Annotated in this window: 16 protein-coding genes and 1 pseudogene; 11 read left to right on the forward strand and 6 right to left on the reverse strand. The window is 69.6% G+C overall.

Annotation, left to right across the window (positions count from 1 at the left end; genetic code table 11):
• Positions 1-70: 70 nt before the first annotated feature.
• The 3 genes and pseudogenes from trpS to ACIBZJ_RS31755 all read left to right on the forward strand — a co-directional run.
• The gene (gene trpS, locus ACIBZJ_RS31745) at positions 71-1,087 is read left to right on the forward strand and encodes a tryptophan--tRNA ligase (protein ID WP_395936144.1); all 1,017 of its coding nucleotides are present in this window, start codon (positions 71-73) and stop codon (positions 1,085-1,087) included.
• Positions 1,084-1,602, forward strand: coding sequence for a 2'-5' RNA ligase family protein (locus ACIBZJ_RS31750; protein WP_395936146.1), 519 nt, complete (start codon positions 1,084-1,086; stop codon positions 1,600-1,602). Before trpS ends, ACIBZJ_RS31750 begins: the two co-directional genes overlap by 4 nt.
• Before the next feature lie 22 nt (positions 1,603-1,624).
• Positions 1,625-2,476, forward strand: a pseudogene (locus ACIBZJ_RS31755) (YihY/virulence factor BrkB family protein); the annotation flags it as partial.
• Positions 2,477-2,558: 82 nt separating this feature from the next.
• Here the strand turns inward: ACIBZJ_RS31755 and ACIBZJ_RS31760 are convergent.
• Positions 2,559-4,019, reverse strand: a complete 1,461-nt coding sequence (locus ACIBZJ_RS31760; RefSeq protein WP_395936148.1) for a D-alanyl-D-alanine carboxypeptidase family protein — start codon at positions 4,017-4,019, stop codon at positions 2,559-2,561.
• 97 nt (positions 4,020-4,116) lie between these two features.
• Positions 4,117-5,034 carry a hypothetical protein gene (locus ACIBZJ_RS31765; protein ID WP_395936150.1) on the reverse strand — a complete coding sequence of 306 codons (918 nt, stop codon included), beginning with the start codon at positions 5,032-5,034 and terminating at the stop codon, positions 4,117-4,119.
• A 246-nt stretch (positions 5,035-5,280) separates the two neighbouring features.
• Between ACIBZJ_RS31765 and ACIBZJ_RS31770 the strand changes: the two genes are divergently transcribed.
• Positions 5,281-5,508, forward strand: coding sequence for an SCO4848 family membrane protein (locus ACIBZJ_RS31770; protein ID WP_395936152.1), 228 nt, complete (start codon positions 5,281-5,283; stop codon positions 5,506-5,508).
• Position 5,509: 1 nt separating this feature from the next.
• On the opposite strand, the gene ACIBZJ_RS31775 is transcribed toward ACIBZJ_RS31770, so the two are convergent.
• From ACIBZJ_RS31775 to sdhC, 4 genes are read right to left on the reverse strand one after another with little or no spacing between them, the layout of a single operon-like run.
• Complete coding sequence (locus ACIBZJ_RS31775) at positions 5,510-6,298, reverse strand: succinate dehydrogenase iron-sulfur subunit (RefSeq protein ID WP_395936154.1); 789 nt, start codon at positions 6,296-6,298, stop codon at positions 5,510-5,512.
• Complete coding sequence (gene sdhA, locus ACIBZJ_RS31780) at positions 6,298-8,028, reverse strand: succinate dehydrogenase flavoprotein subunit (RefSeq protein WP_395936156.1); 1,731 nt, start codon at positions 8,026-8,028, stop codon at positions 6,298-6,300. The genes ACIBZJ_RS31775 and sdhA overlap by 1 nt, the downstream gene beginning before the upstream one ends.
• 13 nt (positions 8,029-8,041) lie before the next feature.
• Complete coding sequence (locus tag ACIBZJ_RS31785) at positions 8,042-8,446, reverse strand: succinate dehydrogenase hydrophobic membrane anchor subunit (RefSeq protein ID WP_395936158.1); 405 nt, start codon at positions 8,444-8,446, stop codon at positions 8,042-8,044.
• 1 nt (position 8,447) lies between these two features.
• Positions 8,448-8,858, reverse strand: a complete 411-nt coding sequence (gene sdhC, locus ACIBZJ_RS31790) for a succinate dehydrogenase, cytochrome b556 subunit (RefSeq protein WP_395936160.1) — start codon at positions 8,856-8,858, stop codon at positions 8,448-8,450.
• 344 nt (positions 8,859-9,202) lie between these two features.
• Between sdhC and ACIBZJ_RS31795 the strand changes: the two genes are divergently transcribed.
• From ACIBZJ_RS31795 to ACIBZJ_RS31825, 7 genes are all read left to right on the forward strand, one after another.
• Positions 9,203-10,261 (forward strand): BMP family protein, encoded by a 1,059-nt coding sequence (locus ACIBZJ_RS31795; protein ID WP_395936162.1) that lies wholly within the window; start codon positions 9,203-9,205, stop codon positions 10,259-10,261.
• An 85-nt stretch (positions 10,262-10,346) separates the two neighbouring features.
• On the forward strand, positions 10,347-11,882 hold the full coding sequence (locus ACIBZJ_RS31800) for an ABC transporter ATP-binding protein (RefSeq protein WP_395936302.1): 1,536 nt from the start codon (positions 10,347-10,349) through the stop codon (positions 11,880-11,882).
• Positions 11,879-13,285: an ABC transporter permease gene (locus ACIBZJ_RS31805; protein WP_395936164.1), complete on the forward strand. Its 1,407-nt coding sequence runs from the start codon at positions 11,879-11,881 to the stop codon at positions 13,283-13,285. Before ACIBZJ_RS31800 ends, ACIBZJ_RS31805 begins: the two co-directional genes overlap by 4 nt.
• A complete protein-coding gene (locus ACIBZJ_RS31810) occupies positions 13,282-14,739 on the forward strand; it encodes an ABC transporter permease (protein ID WP_395936166.1) in 1,458 nt (485 codons plus the stop codon). Before ACIBZJ_RS31805 ends, ACIBZJ_RS31810 begins: the two co-directional genes overlap by 4 nt.
• 151 nt (positions 14,740-14,890) lie before the next feature.
• Positions 14,891-15,286, forward strand: a complete 396-nt coding sequence (locus tag ACIBZJ_RS31815; protein WP_395936304.1) for a cytidine deaminase — start codon at positions 14,891-14,893, stop codon at positions 15,284-15,286.
• A 109-nt stretch (positions 15,287-15,395) separates the two neighbouring features.
• Complete coding sequence (locus ACIBZJ_RS31820; RefSeq protein WP_395936167.1) at positions 15,396-16,676, forward strand: thymidine phosphorylase; 1,281 nt, start codon at positions 15,396-15,398, stop codon at positions 16,674-16,676.
• A gap of 3 nt (positions 16,677-16,679) precedes the next feature.
• Entirely contained in the window at positions 16,680-17,429 is a 750-nt protein-coding gene (locus ACIBZJ_RS31825) for a DUF4272 domain-containing protein (protein WP_395936168.1), read from the forward strand.
• Positions 17,430-17,579 lie beyond the last annotated feature (150 nt).

The following is a 17,579-nucleotide window of genomic DNA, read 5'->3' on the forward strand; positions in this document are numbered from 1 at the left end:
CCGGTGCGATGGTATCGATCCAGTCGTCCGTGTGAACCGGGCGGCCGCCGGTCCTGACACAATGTCGTGCATGGGTGAGACACGTCCCCGAGTGCTGTCCGGTATCCAGCCCACCAGCGACTCGTTCCATCTCGGCAACTACCTCGGGGCGGTACGCAACTGGGTGCTGATGCAGCAGACCCACGATTGCTACTACTGCGTCGTCGACCTGCACGCGATCACCGCGGGCCACGACCCGGAGGCGCTGCGCCGCCGTACCCGGGTATCGGCCGCGCAGTTGCTCGCGGTCGGCATCGACCCCGGGGAGTCCACGCTCTTCGTGCAGAGCCACGTCCCCGAACACGCGCAGCTCGCGTGGGTGTTCAGTTGTCTCACCGGCTTCGGCGAGGCCAGCCGGATGACCCAGTTCAAGGACAAGTCGGCCAAGGGCGGCGTCGAACGGTCGAGCGTCGGCCTGTTCACCTACCCGATCCTGCAGGCCGCCGACATCCTGCTCTACCAGGCCGACGCGGTGCCGGTCGGCGAAGACCAGCGGCAGCACGTCGAGCTGTCCCGCGACCTCGCGCAGCGGTTCAACAGCACGTTCGGCGACGTCTTCACGGTGCCGAAGCCGTACATCGTCCGCGAGTCGGCGAAGATCTACGACCTGCAGAACCCGACCGCGAAGATGAGCAAGTCGGCGTCGTCGGCCAACGGCGTCATCGACCTGCTCGACGAGCCGAACCGCAGCGCGAAGAAGATCCGCTCGGCGGTCACCGACACCGGTCGCGAGATCGTGTTCGACCAGGAGAACAAGCCCGGGGTCAGCAACTTGCTGACGATCTACTCGGCGCTCACCGGCCGGACGATCGACGAGCTGACCACGGCCTACGAGGGCAAGGGCTACGGCGACCTGAAGAAGGATCTCGGGGCCACGGTGGCCGACTTCGTCGCGCCGATCCAGAAGGCGACGCTGTCGTACCTCGACGACCCGGCCGAGCTCGACCGGGTGCTGGCGATCGGCGCCGAGAAGGCCCGCCGGGTGGCCACCCCGACGCTGGCCGCGGCCTACGACAGGATCGGGTTCCTGCCCCCGGCTGCGCCGTGACGCGGACGATCGGGGTCGCGCTCTCGATCCCCGCACCGTACGGCGGTCAACTGGACGAGTTCCGCCGGGGTGCCGGTGACCCGATGGCCGAGTTCATCCCGGCCCACGTCACCCTGCTCGGCCCGACCGCGCTCGCCGACGACGAGCTGCCGGTCGTGGTCGAGCACCTGCGGGTCGCGGCGACCCGCCACACGCCGTTCGATCTGCATCTGCGGGGGAGCGGCACGTTCCGCCCGGTGACCGCGGTGGTGTTCGTCGCGGTCGCGAGCGGCATCAGCGAGTGCGAGATGCTCGAGAAGGACATCCGCACCGGACCGCTCGACCGCGAGCGGTTGTACCCGTACCACCCACACGTGACGGTCGCGCACGATCTGGACGACAAGGCCCTCGACCGGGTTTACGCACAGCTCGCGCATTTCGAGGCCCGCTTCCGGGTACCGGGATTTACGTTGTTCGAGCACGGCGTCGACGGGCGGTGGCGCCCGCGGCAAGATTTCCCCTTCCCGGCGGCGTAGGGGAACTTCGAGGGGGCGCGGCATGGCCGATCGGTTCGTCGCGTTTCCCGGGGTACCGGGCTGGATCGTCGGTCCGGTCCGGCGGGCCCGCGATCGTTGGCGCTGGTTCGACACGATCATCGTCGCCGCGGTGCGGTTCGACGACGTCCACGGTGGCCGCCTGGCCGCGGCGATGACCTACTACGCGTTCCTGGCCGCGTTCCCGCTCGGGTTGTTGTCGTTCTCGATCCTCGGCTTCCTGCTGTCCGATGACGCGGCGTTGACCACGCAGGTCGAGCAGTTCCTCCTGCAGAACATCCCCGGGCTGCCGGTGAGCGCGATCGCCGACGCCCGGAACACCGCGGGCATCATCGGCGTCGTCGGCTTCCTGTTCGCCGGTCAGCGGTGGGTCGACTGCATCCGCAGCTCGGTACGGGCGGTCTGGCGGCGCAACGAGTACCCGAGCAACTGGTTCCTCCGGACGTTCACCGACGTGGTGTCGCTGATCCTGCTCGGCGCCGCGCTGCTGCTCTCGGTCGGCGTGACGATCGTGATCTCCAACGGGGCCGAGTGGCTGCTCGGCGCGGCCGGCCAGGACGGCGCGATCGGGACGACCACGCTGAGTGTCCTGGCATTCCTGGCCGGGATGATCGTCAACGTCGTCGCGTTCGCCGGGTTCCTGGCCGGGCTGCCCCGGCTCCGGATGTCGTTCCGGCGGGTGATCGGCCCGGCGCTGCTCGGCGCGGTCGGGCTGGAACTGCTGAAGACGGTCGGGCGTCTCTACATCAACATGACCGAGTCCAACCCGGCGTACACGGTGGTGGCCGGCACCGTCGGTCTGCTGGTCTTCCTCAACCTCTTCGACCAGTTGCTGCTCTACTGCGCCGCGCTCACCGCCGTCGCCAAGCGCGGTGGCGCGGTCATCGACCGCTCGGCGTCGGCCTCGTCCGAGGCCGATTGCATCGAGGTGGTCGCGATCATCGAGGCCCCTCCGGCCGGCGGGGCTCCTCCGGGCGACGGGGCTCTTCCGGGCGGCGGGGCCGGTCCGGACGTCCCGACGGTGCGCTATATCGCTGCGGAGGACGGCCGGCCGATCGCGGCCGGGGGCCGGACGGACCCCGATCCGGCTCCCGTCGTGACGAGCGAGGAGGCCCACCCGGCCCCACCGGGTACGGAAGCCGGCCCGGACGGCGTCGTCGCGCGGCCCGGGCACGCACCTGCCGAGCCCTGAGCAGCGTGATGCCGACCACCAGCAGAGCCACGCCCACGACTCCGGCACCGACGAAATAGGCCGACGGCCCGTCGTTGTCGCCGGCCTTCGCGATCTTGCCGGCCTGCTCGGCGTCCGCCTGGTGGGTCTTTGCCGGAGAGGGTGCGTCGTTCGCACCGTTCACCAGCCGGCCGACCGGCTCGGTCGACGAGGGGAGCGAGAAGCCCCAGTCGAGCAGACCGGCGGCCTGCTGCCACAGCGGCTGCGGCCGGTGCTCGCCGTCGAGCATCGTGACGACGAGCCGGCGGCCGTTCCGGGTGGCCGCACCCATGTACGTATGGCGAGCCAGGTCGGTGTAGCCGGTCTTGCCGCCGATCGCGCCCGGGTAGTTGTAGAGCAGCCGGTTGTCGTTCTGGATCTGGAACGCGGCGTACGTACGCGGCGGCTGCACGTTCGGCTTCTGCGCCGGGACCTGCGCGGACTTCGTCGCGGTATACCGGCGGAAGTCGGCGCGGGCGAAGTCGGCCTTGGCGATCAGGGCCAGGTCGTAGGCGCTGGTCCACTGGCCGGGGCCGTCGAGGCCGGACGGAGTGGCCGCGTGCGTGTCGTGGGCGCCGAGCGCGGCCGCGGTCGCGTTCATCGCCGCGACGCCGCCCTTGACGCCGTTCTCGCCGCCGGCCAGCCGGGCCAGCACGTTGGCGGCGTCGTTGCCGGAGACCAGCATCAGCCCGAGCAGGATCGTGTCGACCTTGTAGCGGCCACCCTCGACCAGGCCGACGGCCGAACTGCCGGACTCGAACGCGAGGTCGCTCGCGGTCACCGTGACGACCTGGCCGGGCGTCACCTTGGGCAGTGCGGTCAGGGCGGTGAGCAGCTTCTGCGTGCTGGCCGGCGGGTGCAGCGCGTGCGGCGCGCAGGCGGCCAGGATCTGGCCGGTGTCTAGATCGGCGAGCACCCAGGAGCGGGCGTTCAGCGTCTTCGGCAGCGCCTTGACCGGCCCGCCGGGCAGGACGAGACCGTCGCTGCCCATCCGCTCGCCGCCGACGGGGTCGCCGGAGTCGTCCCGGGTAGGCGGTTTCGGCTGCGGCGGTGCGCTGATCGGCGGGGACGCCTTGGCGATCGGGCACGCCGGGTCGTCGGCAGCGCGGGCTGGTGCGCCGGGGCTCACCAGCCCGCTGACGGCACACACGGCGGCGAGCGCCGCTGCTACGAGTCGAACCGGTGTCACGTCGCGAACGCTACCGGGAGCCGGGCGCGTCGCTGGGGAGGATGTGCGGACAAATGGGGGTGTGGGCGCTCGCCCACACCCCGATATGCGGCGAGCGTCAGGCCGACGGCGGGGGCGTCGTGTTGTTCTGCGCGGCGATGAGCGCGTCGAGTTTCTGCTCGATCGCACTCAACCGCTCGTCGACGTAGGTCTTCAGCTGCTCGACCTGGGACTGGTGGTCACGCTTCATCACCGAGCCCTGGTACGCGCTGGCGGCGCCGCGGCGAACGACGTCGTCCAGCGCGTCGAGCTGCTGGCGGGCGCGGTTGCTGTTGTCCTTCATCGCCGCCCACTCGGCCTGCGGCACCTGAGCCATGTCTTCTCCTCCGTTGGTGCGGTGGTTCTCGTAGTCGCGCAGGATCGTCGAGTTGTCGGACTCGTGCCCCGCCAGGCCCGACAGGTGCAGGTGCTGGTCGGCCGACGAGTAGCGACCGCGGAACGAGTCGCTCCGGGTGTACTGGTGGCCGTTGATGTTGAGGTAGAACACCCACTTGTAGGCGCCTGCGCGCAGCTGGGGAATCAGCCAGCGCTCCAGGCCGGTCATGTTCGGCGCCGTGAGGTCGATCGCGTAGACCTTGCCGAACTTGCAGGCCCGGCCGCCGAACCCCTCCGAGCACCAGGGCGTGTGGCCGCCGGAGCCGCGTAAGTGGGAGGCGTTGCCGATGACGCCGAGGCAGCTGTAGCCCTTGTTCCGCATCGCCTGTGCGGCGTCGTACTCGTCGGCAATGGGCTCGATCGGCGTCCAGCGGACCCTCGCCCCGGTCGACGGGCGGATCACGGAGCCGCCGGTGCGGATGCCGCTCGCGGAGGTGACGGCTCGCACCACTGTGGCCGTGGTGGCGCCGGCGGCGACGGTTCGGGTGGCGGCGCTCGCGTCGGCAGCGGGCTCGGTGCCGAGCCCGTCCGGATCGAGGATTTCGCGGGGCCAGGTGGGCGCGGTGTCCGCGGCCTCGAGTTTGTCCGGAACCGACGGCATGATCTCGGCTAACGCAGCTAGCTCGGCGTCGGTATGGATCGTCTCGGGCGGAACGGCACGACCTGGCAGTGGCTCGGACACGGTGTGTGTGCCTCCGGGTCGAGGACTGCGACAGTTCCGGTGTCCCCGGCATACCTCTTGGCACCGGGAACAAACCCAGAGTAGCGGTCGTGATCGGAACGCGAGGATTCTTGTAGGTATGCACAGCGAACGCTCAGCCGCGGCCGACCGGGCATACTGGAGCCCGTGTTGCTCTCTCGTCGCTGGTCAGCGTTCCTTTTGCTCGCCGGCATATGGAACTGGCTGATCTGGCCGCGGTTCGCGAAAGCGATCTGGGACGACCCGCGGTCGTTCCACGACGGTTCTCCGACGTCGTTCTTCACGGTCCACGCTGTACTCATTGTGACGGCCCTCACCATCGGCACGGTGATCGGCTACCTGGGCGTCAAGGGGTTGCGGCGGGCGGGCCGCTGACTCAGACCCGGCGGAAGAGCAGGGCGCGCTTCACCTCTTGGATGGCTTTTGTGACCTCGATGCCCCGGGGGCAGGCGTCCGTGCAGTTGAACGTCGTGCGGCAACGCCACACGCCCTCGGCGTCGTTGAGGATCTCCAGCCGCTCCTCCGACCCCTGGTCACGCGAGTCGAAGATGAACCGGTGCGCGTTGACGATCGCGGCCGGCCCGAAGTACTGGCCGTCGTTCCAGAACACCGGGCACGAACTCGTGCACGCGGCGCACAGGATGCACTTCGTCGTGTCGTCGAACCGCGCCCGGTCCTCCGCCGACTGCAGGCGCTCCCTCGTCGGCTCGTTGCCGTAGGAGATCAGGAACGGCTGCACCGCGCGGTACGCGGCGAAGAACGGTTCCATGTCGACGATCAGGTCCTTGAGAACCGGCAGGCCCTTGATCGGCTCGATCGTGACCTCTTCGCCGTCGCGGGTCAGCAGGTCCTTGAGCAGCACCTTGCACGCCAGCCGGTTGACGCCGTTGATCCGCATCGCGTCCGAGCCGCAGATGCCGTGCGCGCACGACCGCCGGTAGGTCAGCGTGCCGTCCAGGTAGCCCTTGACGTGTCCGAGCGAGTTCAGCAGCCGGTCGCCCGGGGTGACCGGGACCTCGTAGGTCTCCCAGTGCGGCTCGTCGTCGATCTCGGGGTTGTAGCGCCGGATCTTGAGGTTGACGGTGCGGATGACCGTGCCGGACGGGGTCTTCTCGACGAGCTCGTCCTCGGTCGCTTCGCGCGTGATCTCCATCGTGGCAGCCATCAGTACTTGCGCTCCATCGGCTGGTAGCGGGTGACGACGACCGGCTTGGTGCCCAGCGTGATGTCGCCGTTCGGCTGCCGGTACGCCATCGTGTGCTTCATGTAGTTCTCGTCGTCCCGGGTGGTGTAGTCCTCGCGGGAGTGACCGCCGCGCGATTCCTTGCGCGCCTCCGCGCAGAAGACGAGCACCTCGGCCAGGTCCAGCAGGAAGCCCAGCTCGACCGCCTCGAGCAGGTCGGAGTTGTAGCGCTGCCCTTTGTCCATGATCGAGATCCGGGAGTAGCGCTCCTTGAGCCCGGCGATGTCGTCCAGCGCCTGCTTCAACGAGCCCTCGGTGCGGTAGACGGCCGCGTTGAGATCCATCGTGTTCTGCAGTTCCTTGCGGATGTCGGCCACCCGCTCGTCGCCGCTGGACGTCCGGAGCCCTTCGACCAACTCCACCACTGTGGTTTCGGGCGACGGAGGCAGGTCCACGTGCGAATGGGCCAGCGCGTACTCGGCCGCGGCGATACCGGCCCGGCGTCCGAACACGTTGATGTCGAGCAGCGAGTTCGTGCCCAGCCGGTTCGCGCCGTGCACCGAGACGCAGGCGACCTCACCGGCGGCGTACAGGCCGGGGATGACGTGCTCGGAGTCGCGCAGCGCCTCGCCGTGGATGTTCGTCGGGATGCCGCCCATCGCGTAGTGCGCGGTCGGGTACACCGGCACCGGATCGGTGTACGGCTCGACGCCCAGGTACGTACGCGCGAACTCGGTGATGTCGGGCAGTTTGGCGTCGAGCTGCTCCGGCGGCAGGTGCGTCAGGTCGAGGTAGACGTAGTCCTTGTGCGGGCCGGCGCCGCGTCCCTCACGCACCTCGGTGGCCATCGCGCGGGCGACGATGTCACGTGGCGCCAGGTCCTTGATCGTCGGCGCGTACCGCTCCATGAACCGCTCGCCGGCGTCGTTGCGCAGGATGCCGCCCTCGGCCCGGGCGCCCTCGGTGAGCAGGATGCCCAGCCCGGCCAGGCCGGTCGGGTGGAACTGGTAGAACTCCATGTCCTCCAGCGGGAGGCCCTTGCGCCAGACGATGCCCATGCCGTCGCCGGTGAGCGTGTGCGCGTTCGACGTCGTCTTGAAGACCTTGCCGAAGCCACCGGTGGCGAACACCACCGCCTTGGCGTGGAAGACGTGGATCTCGCCGGTCGCGAGTTCGTACGCCACCGCACCGGTGCAAACGCCGTCGGACATCACCACGTCGAGGACGTAGAACTCGTTGTAGAACTCGATGCCGTGCTTGACGCACTGCTGGTAGAGCGTCTGCAGGATCATGTGGCCGGTGCGGTCGGCGGCGTAGCAGGCCCGGCGGACCGCGGCCTCGCCGTGGTTGCGGGTGTGACCGCCGAACCGGCGCTGGTCGATCCGGCCCTCGGGAGTGCGGTTGAACGGCAGCCCCATCTTCTCCAGATCGAGGACCGCGTCGATCGCTTCCTTCGCCATGATCTCGGCGGCGTCCTGGTCGACCAGGTAGTCACCGCCCTTGATCGTGTCGAAGGTGTGCCACTCCCAGTTGTCTTCCTCGACGTTGGCCAGCGCGGCGCACATGCCGCCCTGCGCCGCGCCGGTGTGGGACCGGGTGGGGTAGAGCTTGGTGAGGACGGCGGTGCGGCACCGCTGGCCGGCCTCGAGCGCCGCCCGCATCCCCGCGCCGCCCGCCCCGACGATGACCGTGTCGTACCGGTGGAACTGCATGAGCGCTCCCGCCTCAGGAGATAGTCGGGTCGAACGTGAAGATGACCAGCGTTCCGAGCGCGATGATCAGCGTCGTCGCGGTGTACAGCAGCATCTTCAGCCAGAACCGGGTGCCGTCCCGCTCGGCGTAGTCGTTGATGATCACCCGCAGCCCGTTGGTGCCGTGCAACTGGGCGAGCCAGAGCAGCGCGAGGTCGAACACCTGCCAGAACGGGCTCGCGTATTTGCCGGCGACGAACGCGAAGCTGACCCGCTGGACGCCGCCGTCGATGAACGCGTTCACCAGCAGGTGGGTGAAGACCAGGACGACGAGCAGCAGCCCGGACAGGCGCATGAACACCCAGGCGTACATCTCGAAGTTCGTGCGGTTGGCCGCCCGGCGACGCGGTGACCTCGGTGCCTCGATGCCGACGCTCATCTCAGCTCCCGAACACTTCGAGGAACGCGTGCTTGAGCAGGTAGTACGAGCTCGGCACCATCAGCGCGACCCAGAGCACGACGATCACCCGGAGCATCACGGCCTGGTACTTGGTGCCCTTCGACCAGAAATCGACCAGCACGATCCGGATCCCGTTCAGCGCGTGGTACAGGATCGCGGCGGTCAGGCCGAGCTCCATCACGCTCATGATCGGATGCTTGTACGACGCGATGACGTCGTTGTAGGCGTCCGGCGACACTCGGATCAGCGCGGTGTCGAGAACGTGGACGAAGAGGAAGAAGAAGATGAGGACGCCGGTGACCCGGTGGGCCACCCACGACCACATCCCCTCTCGACCCCGGTACAGCGTGCCCGCCGGGAGACGGCGGGCCGTGGGTGCGGCGCTGGGCATGCCCGAATGCTATTCCCAGGATCCGGACCCCCCTATGAGGGTGTGAGGTGTCTGACCAGGTGAGTGGGCACTCTCACACCGCCCGAAAGGGGACTGAATCGGTTCACTAGCTGCCAATGCACATGCGTCACGTTAGGCAACAGTTGCCGTTCCCTATTCGGCGTGTCGGGGTGCCGCTTTTTGGCCGCGATCGCGGTTTAGTCACGGTCCGGTGACGACTGCATGCTCCGCTTCTTTACATCTCTACCTGCGCCTACGCTCCCTGGAGTTCTGCCCCGACCGCGTCCGCTCGGCGGCGCGGCGGCGGACGCAGACGGGGCATGCATGAGGGGAAGGAGATTGTCTTGCGCTACCCGCGTGGGATGAAATTCGCGGCGGTGGCCGCGGTCTTGGCGATGGCACTCACCGCCTGTGGTGGGAGCGACAGCGACTCGAGTACGGGCTCGGGCTCGTCGTCGTCCTCGGGTTCCGCGAAGACGCTGAAGATCGGCCTCGCCTTCGACATCGGCGGGCGGGGCGACAAGTCCTTCAACGACTCCGCCGCGGCCGGCTTCGACAAGGCCGGCAAGGAGTTCAAGCTCGAGAGCAAGGAACTCGCCGCCAAGGCCGACGAGGTCGACGCCGACAAGGAGGCGCGGCTCAAGGAACTCGCCGACGCCGGCTACAACACGATCGTGGCGGTCGGCTTCGCGTACGCGAACGCGCTGAAGGCGGTGGCTCCGGACTACCCGGACACCAAGTTCCAGATCATCGACGACAGCAGCGTCACCGGCGACAACGTGGCGTCGTACACGTTCAAGGAGAACGAGGCCGCCTACCTGGTGGGCGCTCTGGCCGCGCTCTCCAGCAAGACCGGCACCGTCGGCTTCGTCGGCGGCGTCAACAACCCGCTGATCCAGAAGTTCCAGGCGGGCTTCCAGGCCGGCGCCAAGGCGGCCAAGCCGAGCATCAAGGTCCTCTCGACCTACATCTCGCAGCCGCCGGACTTCAGCGGTTTCGCCGCGCCCGACAAGGGCAAGGTGGCCGCCACCGGCCTCTACGAGCGGGGTGCGGACGTCATCTACGCCGCCGCCGGTCTGTCGAACAACGGTGTCTTCGAGGCCGCTGCGGCCGCGAAGAAGTGGGCCATCGGCACCGACTCCGACCAGTACCTCACCGCGGCTGCCGCGGTGAAGCCGTACATCATCGGCTCCGCGCTGAAGGGCGTCGACACCGCCGTCTACAACTACATCAAGTCGGTTGAAGACAACTCGTTCAAGGCCGGTAACACCGTTCTCGGCCTGAAGGAAGACGGCGTCGGGTACGTCATCAACAACGAGCAGTTCAAGCAGTACGCAACGCAGATCGACACGTTCAAGGCCGACATCATCTCCGGCAAGATCACGGCGCCGGACAAGCTGTAACCGTTTCCGACCGGCCCCCGCTCCAGGTGAGCGGGGGCCGGTTGTGTAATCAACCCCTACGCACCGCCGAGGAGAGGAGACGGCCATCTCCGAGACGACCGCCCCGGACGGCCCCCCAGCCGTCGAGCTACGGGGTATCACCAAGCGTTTCCCCGGCGTCGTCGCCAACTCCGACATCAACCTCTCCGCGAACCGCGGTGAGGTGCACGCGATCGTCGGCGAGAACGGCGCCGGCAAGTCGACGCTGATGAAGACCCTCTACGGGCTGCACAAGCCGGACGAGGGCGAAATCCTGATCGACGGCGAGCCGGTGAACTTCTCCTCGCCGTCGGACGCGATCAAGGCCGGCGTCGGCATGGTGCACCAGCACTTCATGCTGGCCGACAACCTCACGGTCCTCGAGAACATCGTGCTCGGCAGCGAGCCGACCCGGTTCGGAATCCTCGACCGGCGGCGCGCCCGCGCGAAGATCAACGAGATCGCGGCCTCCTACCATCTCGGCGTCGACCCGGACGCGCTCGTCGAGGACCTCGGCGTCGGTGACCGCCAGCGGGTGGAGATCCTCAAGGTCCTCTACCGCGGCGCCCGGATCCTGATCCTGGACGAGCCGACCGCCGTGCTCGTGCCGCAGGAGGTCGACGAGCTGTTCGGCAACCTGCGCGAGCTCAAGGCCGAGGGCCTCACGGTCCTGTTCATCTCCCACAAGCTCGACGAGGTCCGCGCGGTCGCCGACCGGATCACCGTGATCCGCCGCGGCACCACCGTCCGGACCGTCCTCCCGAACGAGGTCACCGCACGCGACCTGGCCCAGCTCATGGTCGGCAGCGAGCTGCCGGAGCCGGAGCTGCGCGGTTCCACGGTGACCGACCGGGTCGTGCTGAACGTGCGGCAACTGACCGTGCTCGCGGCCGGCGGGCGCCCCGTCGTCGACGCGGTCGACCTGGCGTTGCACGCCGGTGAAGTGGTCGGGCTGGCCGGGGTCGAGGGCAACGGGCAGGCCGAGCTCGTCGAGGCGATCATGGGGATGCGCGCGTCGACCGGCACCGTGGACCTGAACGGGCTCGACATCAGCGAGTGGGACACCCGCCGTCGCCGGGAGGCCGGGATCGGGTACATCCCGGAGGACCGCCACCGCCACGGGCTGCTGCTGGACGCCCCGCTCTGGGAGAACCGGATCCTCGGTCATCAGACCCAGCCGCCCAACGCGCGCGGTGCGTTCATCAACCGCAAGGGCGCGCGTGAGGACACCGAGCGGATCGTCCGCGAGTACGACGTCCGGACGCCGAGCGTCGACGTGTCGGCGTCCTCGCTGTCCGGCGGCAACCAGCAGAAGCTGATCGTCGGCCGGGAGATGAGCCACGACCCGGTCGCACTGATCGCGGCCCACCCGACCCGGGGCGTCGACGTCGGTGCCCAGGCGGCGATCTGGGACGAGCTGCGCCGGGCCCGGGCGGCCGGGCTCGCGACGTTGCTGATCTCCGCCGACCTCGACGAGCTGATCGGTATGTCCGACACCCTCTACGTGATCCTGCGCGGCCGCATCGTGGCCCAGGTCGACCCCCACAACGTCACCCCCGAGGAGCTCGGTGCTGCGATGACCGGAGCCGGTGAAGCGGCATGACGCTCGCACTGCGCGCCCGCCGCGTCGGGCTCATGCTGGCCGCACCCGTCCTCGCCCTGGTGATGGCGTCGTTGCTGGTCACGCTGCTGCTGCTCGCGCTGGGCAAGGAGCCGGGCGTCGTCCTGGACGCGATGGTGCAGTCGGGCAAGCGGCCCGCGAACATCGTCGACATCGTCAACCGGGCCACGTTCCTCTACATCGCGGCGCTCGCGGTCGCGATCGGGTTCCGGATGAACCTGTTCAACATCGGCGTCGACGGTCAGTACCGGCTGGCCGCGTTCCTCGCCGCCGCGGTCGGTGGCGCGATCGCGCTGCCCGCGCCGCTGCACATCGGCGTGATCCTGATCGTCGCGATGGCGGTCGGAGCGGCCTGGGCCGGTATCGCCGCGATCCTCAAGGTGACGCGCGGCGTCAGCGAGGTGCTCTCCACGATCATGCTGAACGCGATCGCCACCGCGGTGATCGCGTTCCTGCTGCGCGACGGAATCCTTGGCGTGCTCTCCGGCGGCGGCAACGACGTCGGGACGAAGCCGATCCCCGAGTCGGGCTGGTTCCCGTCGCTCGACCCGGTCGCGCGCCCGATCATCGAAGCGCTGAGCAAGTCCGGCCTGCTCGACTCCGACACCGTGCAGAACCCGAAGCTGCCGGCCAGCAAGGAGGTCTACGGCTTCCTGATCGTCGCGGTGATCCTCGGGATCCTGTACTCGGTGCTGGTCGACCGCACCCGGTTCGGGTTCGATCTGCGGGCCAGTGGGAAGTCGCCGACGGCGGCAGTGGCCAGCGGCGTCAGCACGAAGAAGATGATCCTGATCAGCATGCTGCTCTCCGGGGCGGTGGCCGGTCTGATCGGTATGCCGGAGCTGCTCGAGGGTCGCGGGCACAACTACTCGCTGAACTTCCCGAGCGGCATCGGGTTCACCGGTATCGCGGTGGCACTGTTGGGGCGGAACAACCCGGTCGGGATGGGACTCGCCGCGCTGCTCTGGGGCTGGGTCGACGTCACGACCCGGTCGCTGGCGATCCTCGACCCGCCGAACGACACGTCCGACAAGGTCGCGTCGATCGTCCAGGCGTTGATCGTGTTCTGCGTCGTCATCGCGTACGTCGTCGTCAACCGCTGGACCAAGGCGCAGGAAGCGCGCCAGGTGGCCCGCCAGCTGGCCTCCGGCCAGGACCTCTCCGCCGAGGCCCCGGTTCCGGCCGCGGTCGGCGCGCCGTCGAAGAACGCCGATGCGGACGCCACGCGAGCGCGCGCCGCCGCCGGCGGCGGCGGCGACGTACCCCCGCCACCCAGCGAGTCGCGACCCAGCGACTCGGCACCCAGCGAACCGGCACCCAGCGAACCGCCGCCGGGCGCGGAGCGCCAGGGCGAGCGCGGCAGCGAGCGGGAGGACGAGCGATGAGCCTCATCGATGCGGGCGCTGCTCCGGCGCCGGCGGGACCGTCACCGGTCGCGCGGGTCAGCCGGACGCGGCTCTACTACGTCCTCGCCGCGGTGCTGATCGCGTTCTTCGCCGTGCGGGCACTGCTCGGCGCCGACGACCTCACGTCCGCCGGTGCGATCCGGGCCGCACTCCAGCTCGCGGTCCCGATCGGACTCGCCGGGCTGGGCGGCGTCTGGACCGAGCGGGCCGGCGTCACGAACATCGGCCTCGAAGGCATGCTGATCGTCGGCACGCTGTTCGGTGCCTGGGCCGGCTGGCAGTGGGGTCCGTGGACCGGCGTCCTGGCCGGCGTCATCGCGGGCGCACTCGTCGGTGCGCTGCACGCGATCGCCACCGTCGTCTTCGCGGTCGACCAGATCGTCTCCGGCGTCGCGATCAACATCCTCGCGCTCGGCGTCGGCGGGGTGCTCGGCAAAGTGTTCTTCGAGGGCAAGCCGGAAGCCAGCGAGCGGCAGTCACCGCCGGTCGACGACATGGGTTCCTGGTCCATCCCGGGGATCAACGACCCGCTCGGGAAGCTCGAGGGCAGGCACTGGGTGATCCTGTCGGACCTGGCCGGCATCCTCCGCGGTGTGTTCGTCGGGCTGTCGCCGTTGACCGTGCTGGCGATCCTGCTGGTGCCGCTGAGCTGGTTGATCCTCTGGCGCACCAGCTTCGGGCTTCGCCTGCGCTCGTGCGGCGAGAACCCGGCCGCGGCCGAGACGCTCGGCGTCAACGTCTACCGGACGAAGTTTCTCGCGGTCGTCATCTCCGGTGCGTTCGCCGGGCTCGGCGGTGTGTACCTGGTGACGGTCTCCAGCGGCACCTACCTGGAGGGCCAGACCGGCGGACGCGGCTTCATCGGCCTCGCTGCGATGATCTTCGGCAACTGGACGCCGATCGGCACCGCCGCCGGCGCGCTGCTGTTCGGGTACACCGACGCGCTGCGCCTGCGGTCGGACAACTCGTCCGTGCCCGCGCTGCTGGCGTTCGCCGCGGTCGCGCTGATCTACCTGGCGATCCGGCAGATGTGGCGGATCTACCAGACCGACGGGCCGAGCGGTCTGGTCCGCCGGGTGACGCCGAGCGCCGTCTGGCTGGTCGCGGTCGGGGTGTTCGCCGGGTTCGTGGCGCTGGCCGTGTCGGCCGCCGACGGGTGGGGCACCACCGGCATCGTGACGCTCGGGCTGTTGCTAGCGGCCGCGATCGGGTACTTCGGCGTCCGGCTGGGGCAACGCACGTCCGCCGGCACGCTGACGCTCTACCTGCCGACGGCGGTGGTGCTCGGCGTGCTGACGCTGACCGGGTTCGACGTCCCGAACCAGTTCGTCGGCGTCACGCCGAACATCGCGACGCTGCTCGTCCTGGCGTTCGCCACCCAACGCCTGCGCATGCCCGCCGCCGACGGTCTCCCCTACCGCCGGGGGGCTTAGGTGGGCGGCCCGTCCAGAGCGACGCTGACAGGCGAGCGCGAGACCTTGAGTATTCGGTATACGAGGCGGTCTCGCGCTCGACTGTCAGCGCCGCTCTGGACGGGCTCCAGGTCAGAACTATGAACGCGTGGCCGCGATGGTCGGGAGAGTGATGGGCGAGATCGACTGGGATGTTTTGCGGGGCGCGGCCACGGCGGCCATGGAGAAGGCGTATGCGCCGTATTCGAAGTTTCCGGTCGGGGTGGCCGGGTTGGTCGACGACGGGCGGATCGTCGTCGGCTGCAACGTCGAGAACGCCTCGTACGGGCTCGGGCTGTGCGCCGAGTGCGGCATGGTCTCGGCGCTGGCGGCGTCCGGCGGCGGCCGGCTGGTCGCGGTCGCGTGCGTCGACCGGTCCGGCAACCGGCTGATGCCGTGCGGACGCTGCCGCCAGCTGCTCTGGGAGTTCGGTGGCCCGGAGTGCCTGCTCGACACCGTGTCCGGTGTCAAGCCGATGCGTGACGTGCTTCCGGACGCCTTCGGGCCGGAGGACCTGGTCACCAGGTAACCGAGTTGTCGGAAAAAAGCGGCGTGCATGCGTGGCGTTGCGTTCCTGGGCTGAGGTCCGGCGGCAGGTCCCGCGTACGATCGTGGCCCGGGTGAGTTAGCGGAGGCGTGTGGTGCTTTTCACGGCAGTCGAGGTGATCCGGGCCAAGCGTGACGGCGCTGCCCTCACCGATGCTCAGATCGACTGGGTCGTCGACGCCTACACGCGGGGCGAGGTCGCCGAGGAGCAGATGGCGGCGCTCGCGATGGCGATCCTGCTGCGCGGCATGACCCGGGCCGAGATCACGCGCTGGACCGCGGCCATGATCGCCAGCGGCGACCGCATGGACCTGTCGGCGATCCCGCGGCCGACCGTCGACAAGCACTCCACCGGCGGTGTCGGCGACAAGATCACGCTGCCGCTGGCCCCGCTGGTCGCCGCGTGCGGTGCCGCGGTGCCGCAGCTCTCCGGGCGTGGCCTCGGCCACACCGGAGGGACGCTCGACAAGCTCGAGTCGATCCCCGGCTGGCGGGCCCGGCTGACCACCGACGAGTACCTCGCGCAGCTGCGCCGGGTCGGCGCCGTCGTCTGCGCCGCGAACGACACGCTGGCCCCGGCCGACCGCAAGCTCTACGCGCTGCGTGACGTCACCGGCACGGTCGAGTCGATCCCGCTGATCGCCTCGTCGATCATGAGCAAGAAGCTCGCCGAGGGCTCGTCCGCGCTGGTGCTCGACGTCAAGGTCGGCTCGGGCGCGTTCATGAAGACCGAGGCCGACGCGCGCGAGCTCGCCGAGACGATGGTGGCGATCGGCACCGCGCAGGGCGTGAAGACGGTCGCGCTGCTGACCGCGATGAGCACGCCGCTGGGCTACGCGGTCGGCAACGCGGTCGAGGTACAGGAGAGCGTGGAGGTGCTGGCCGGCGGCGGCCCGGCAGACGTCGTCGAGCTCACCGTGGCGCTGGCCCGCGAGATGGTGGCCGCGGCCGGGCTCGACACCGACCCGGCCGAGGTGCTGGCGTCGGGCAAGGCGATGGACAGCTGGCGCGCGATGATCAGCGCGCAGGGCGGCGACCCGTCGGCCCCGCTGCCGACCGCGCCGGTCACCGAGGTCGTCCGGGCCGAGCGGGACGGCGTCCTCACCCGGCTGGACGCCTACGCGGTCGGCGTGGCCGCCTGGCGTCTGGGTGCGGGACGCGCGCGCAAGGAGGACGCGGTCTCGGCGTCCGCGGGCATCATGCTGCACAAGCGCGAGGGTGATCGCGTGCGCACGGGCGACTCGATCCTCGAACTGCGCACCGAAGACGCCGGGCGCGTTCCGTCGGCGCTGGACGCCCTGTCCGGCGGGATCGCCGTCGGCGCCGTGGCGGAGACGGCCGGTCCACTCGTGCTCGGCCGGATCGGCGGTTGACCCGTGGTGTGCCCACCGGTTCCCTCGCGCCGCCGTACGTCCGTCCAGGACGGGACGTCCGAGCCGGACGAGCAACCGATCGCCGCGCCGGACCCGCTGATGATCCGGGCCGCGACGGTGGCAGACCTGGCCGATCTCGGGTTCCCGGCGCTACCGGACGGCTACCCGTTGGTCTGGGAGCAGGGTGACACGGTTGCGCTGCGTCCGACCGAGGAGCTGCTCGGTCGGTGTGCGGTGCTCAACGCGGTGCTGGCCGGGGTGTTCGGCGCACCGGCGGAGCTGACCTGCGGCTGGCTCGAGCGCAACGGCCTGGTCGAGGCCGTGACCGGTCCGGAGTGGGCATTCCTGGCCGAGCGGAAGGGCTCCGGCGACCTGTACGGGCTGCACGTCGAGGCGCTCTGGGCATTCGCCTGGGTGCTGGGCGTCGGCGAGGAGCTCGACCCGGGACGCTACTGCGGCGAGGGCCTCGCGGCCTGGTTGCCGGATATCGGCGCCGATGAGTCGTTCGTGGACTGGCAGGCCCGCGCGGGCGTCCGGCCCCGCCCGGCGGTCGAGGTCGCGGCGCTGCTCGACCTGCACTACTGCCTCGACTGGGGTCACGTGCAGGCTCTGATGAACGACGAGCCCACGCCCGGCGTGACGCTACCTTACGTGATCGGCCAGCGACGCTGGGCACTGGAATGGGCGGTTACCTTCCGTGGTCCTTACCATCCCGAGCCGCCGCGCTGGGACGAGGTCGATCTCGCGAGCTAAAAGCCCTCCCGCCACGACCGTGCCTCTCTAGGGTGGTATCGAGGCGCGGCGCTCTTGAGGCTGCTGCGCCAGAAGTGACCCGAAGGGATGCGAAAGTGACGGAGACGGGCCGTCCCACGCGGCCGTCCATGAAGGCATCTGTTCCTCTCC

The organism is Cryptosporangium sp. NPDC051539 (assembly GCF_044454545.1).
Lineage (GTDB): Bacteria > Actinomycetota > Actinomycetes > Mycobacteriales > Cryptosporangiaceae > Cryptosporangium.

Excerpts from the sequence above, each read along its gene's own strand:
- trpS (WP_395936144.1), top strand. The coding sequence starts at position 71 with ATGGGTGAGACACGTCCCCGAGTGCTGTCCGGTATCCAGCCCACCAGC.
- ACIBZJ_RS31765 (WP_395936150.1), bottom strand. The coding sequence starts at position 5,034 with ATGCCGTCGGTTCCGGACAAACTCGAGGCCGCGGACACCGCGCCCACC.
- ACIBZJ_RS31775 (WP_395936154.1), bottom strand. The coding sequence starts at position 6,298 with ATGGCTGCCACGATGGAGATCACGCGCGAAGCGACCGAGGACGAGCTC.
- sdhA (WP_395936156.1), bottom strand. The coding sequence starts at position 8,028 with ATGCAGTTCCACCGGTACGACACGGTCATCGTCGGGGCGGGCGGCGCG.
- ACIBZJ_RS31785 (WP_395936158.1), bottom strand. The coding sequence starts at position 8,446 with ATGAGCGTCGGCATCGAGGCACCGAGGTCACCGCGTCGCCGGGCGGCC.
- sdhC (WP_395936160.1), bottom strand. The coding sequence starts at position 8,858 with ATGCCCAGCGCCGCACCCACGGCCCGCCGTCTCCCGGCGGGCACGCTG.
- ACIBZJ_RS31805 (WP_395936164.1), top strand. The coding sequence starts at position 11,879 with ATGACGCTCGCACTGCGCGCCCGCCGCGTCGGGCTCATGCTGGCCGCA.
- ACIBZJ_RS31810 (WP_395936166.1), top strand. The coding sequence starts at position 13,282 with ATGAGCCTCATCGATGCGGGCGCTGCTCCGGCGCCGGCGGGACCGTCA.
- ACIBZJ_RS31815 (WP_395936304.1), top strand. The coding sequence starts at position 14,891 with ATGGGCGAGATCGACTGGGATGTTTTGCGGGGCGCGGCCACGGCGGCC.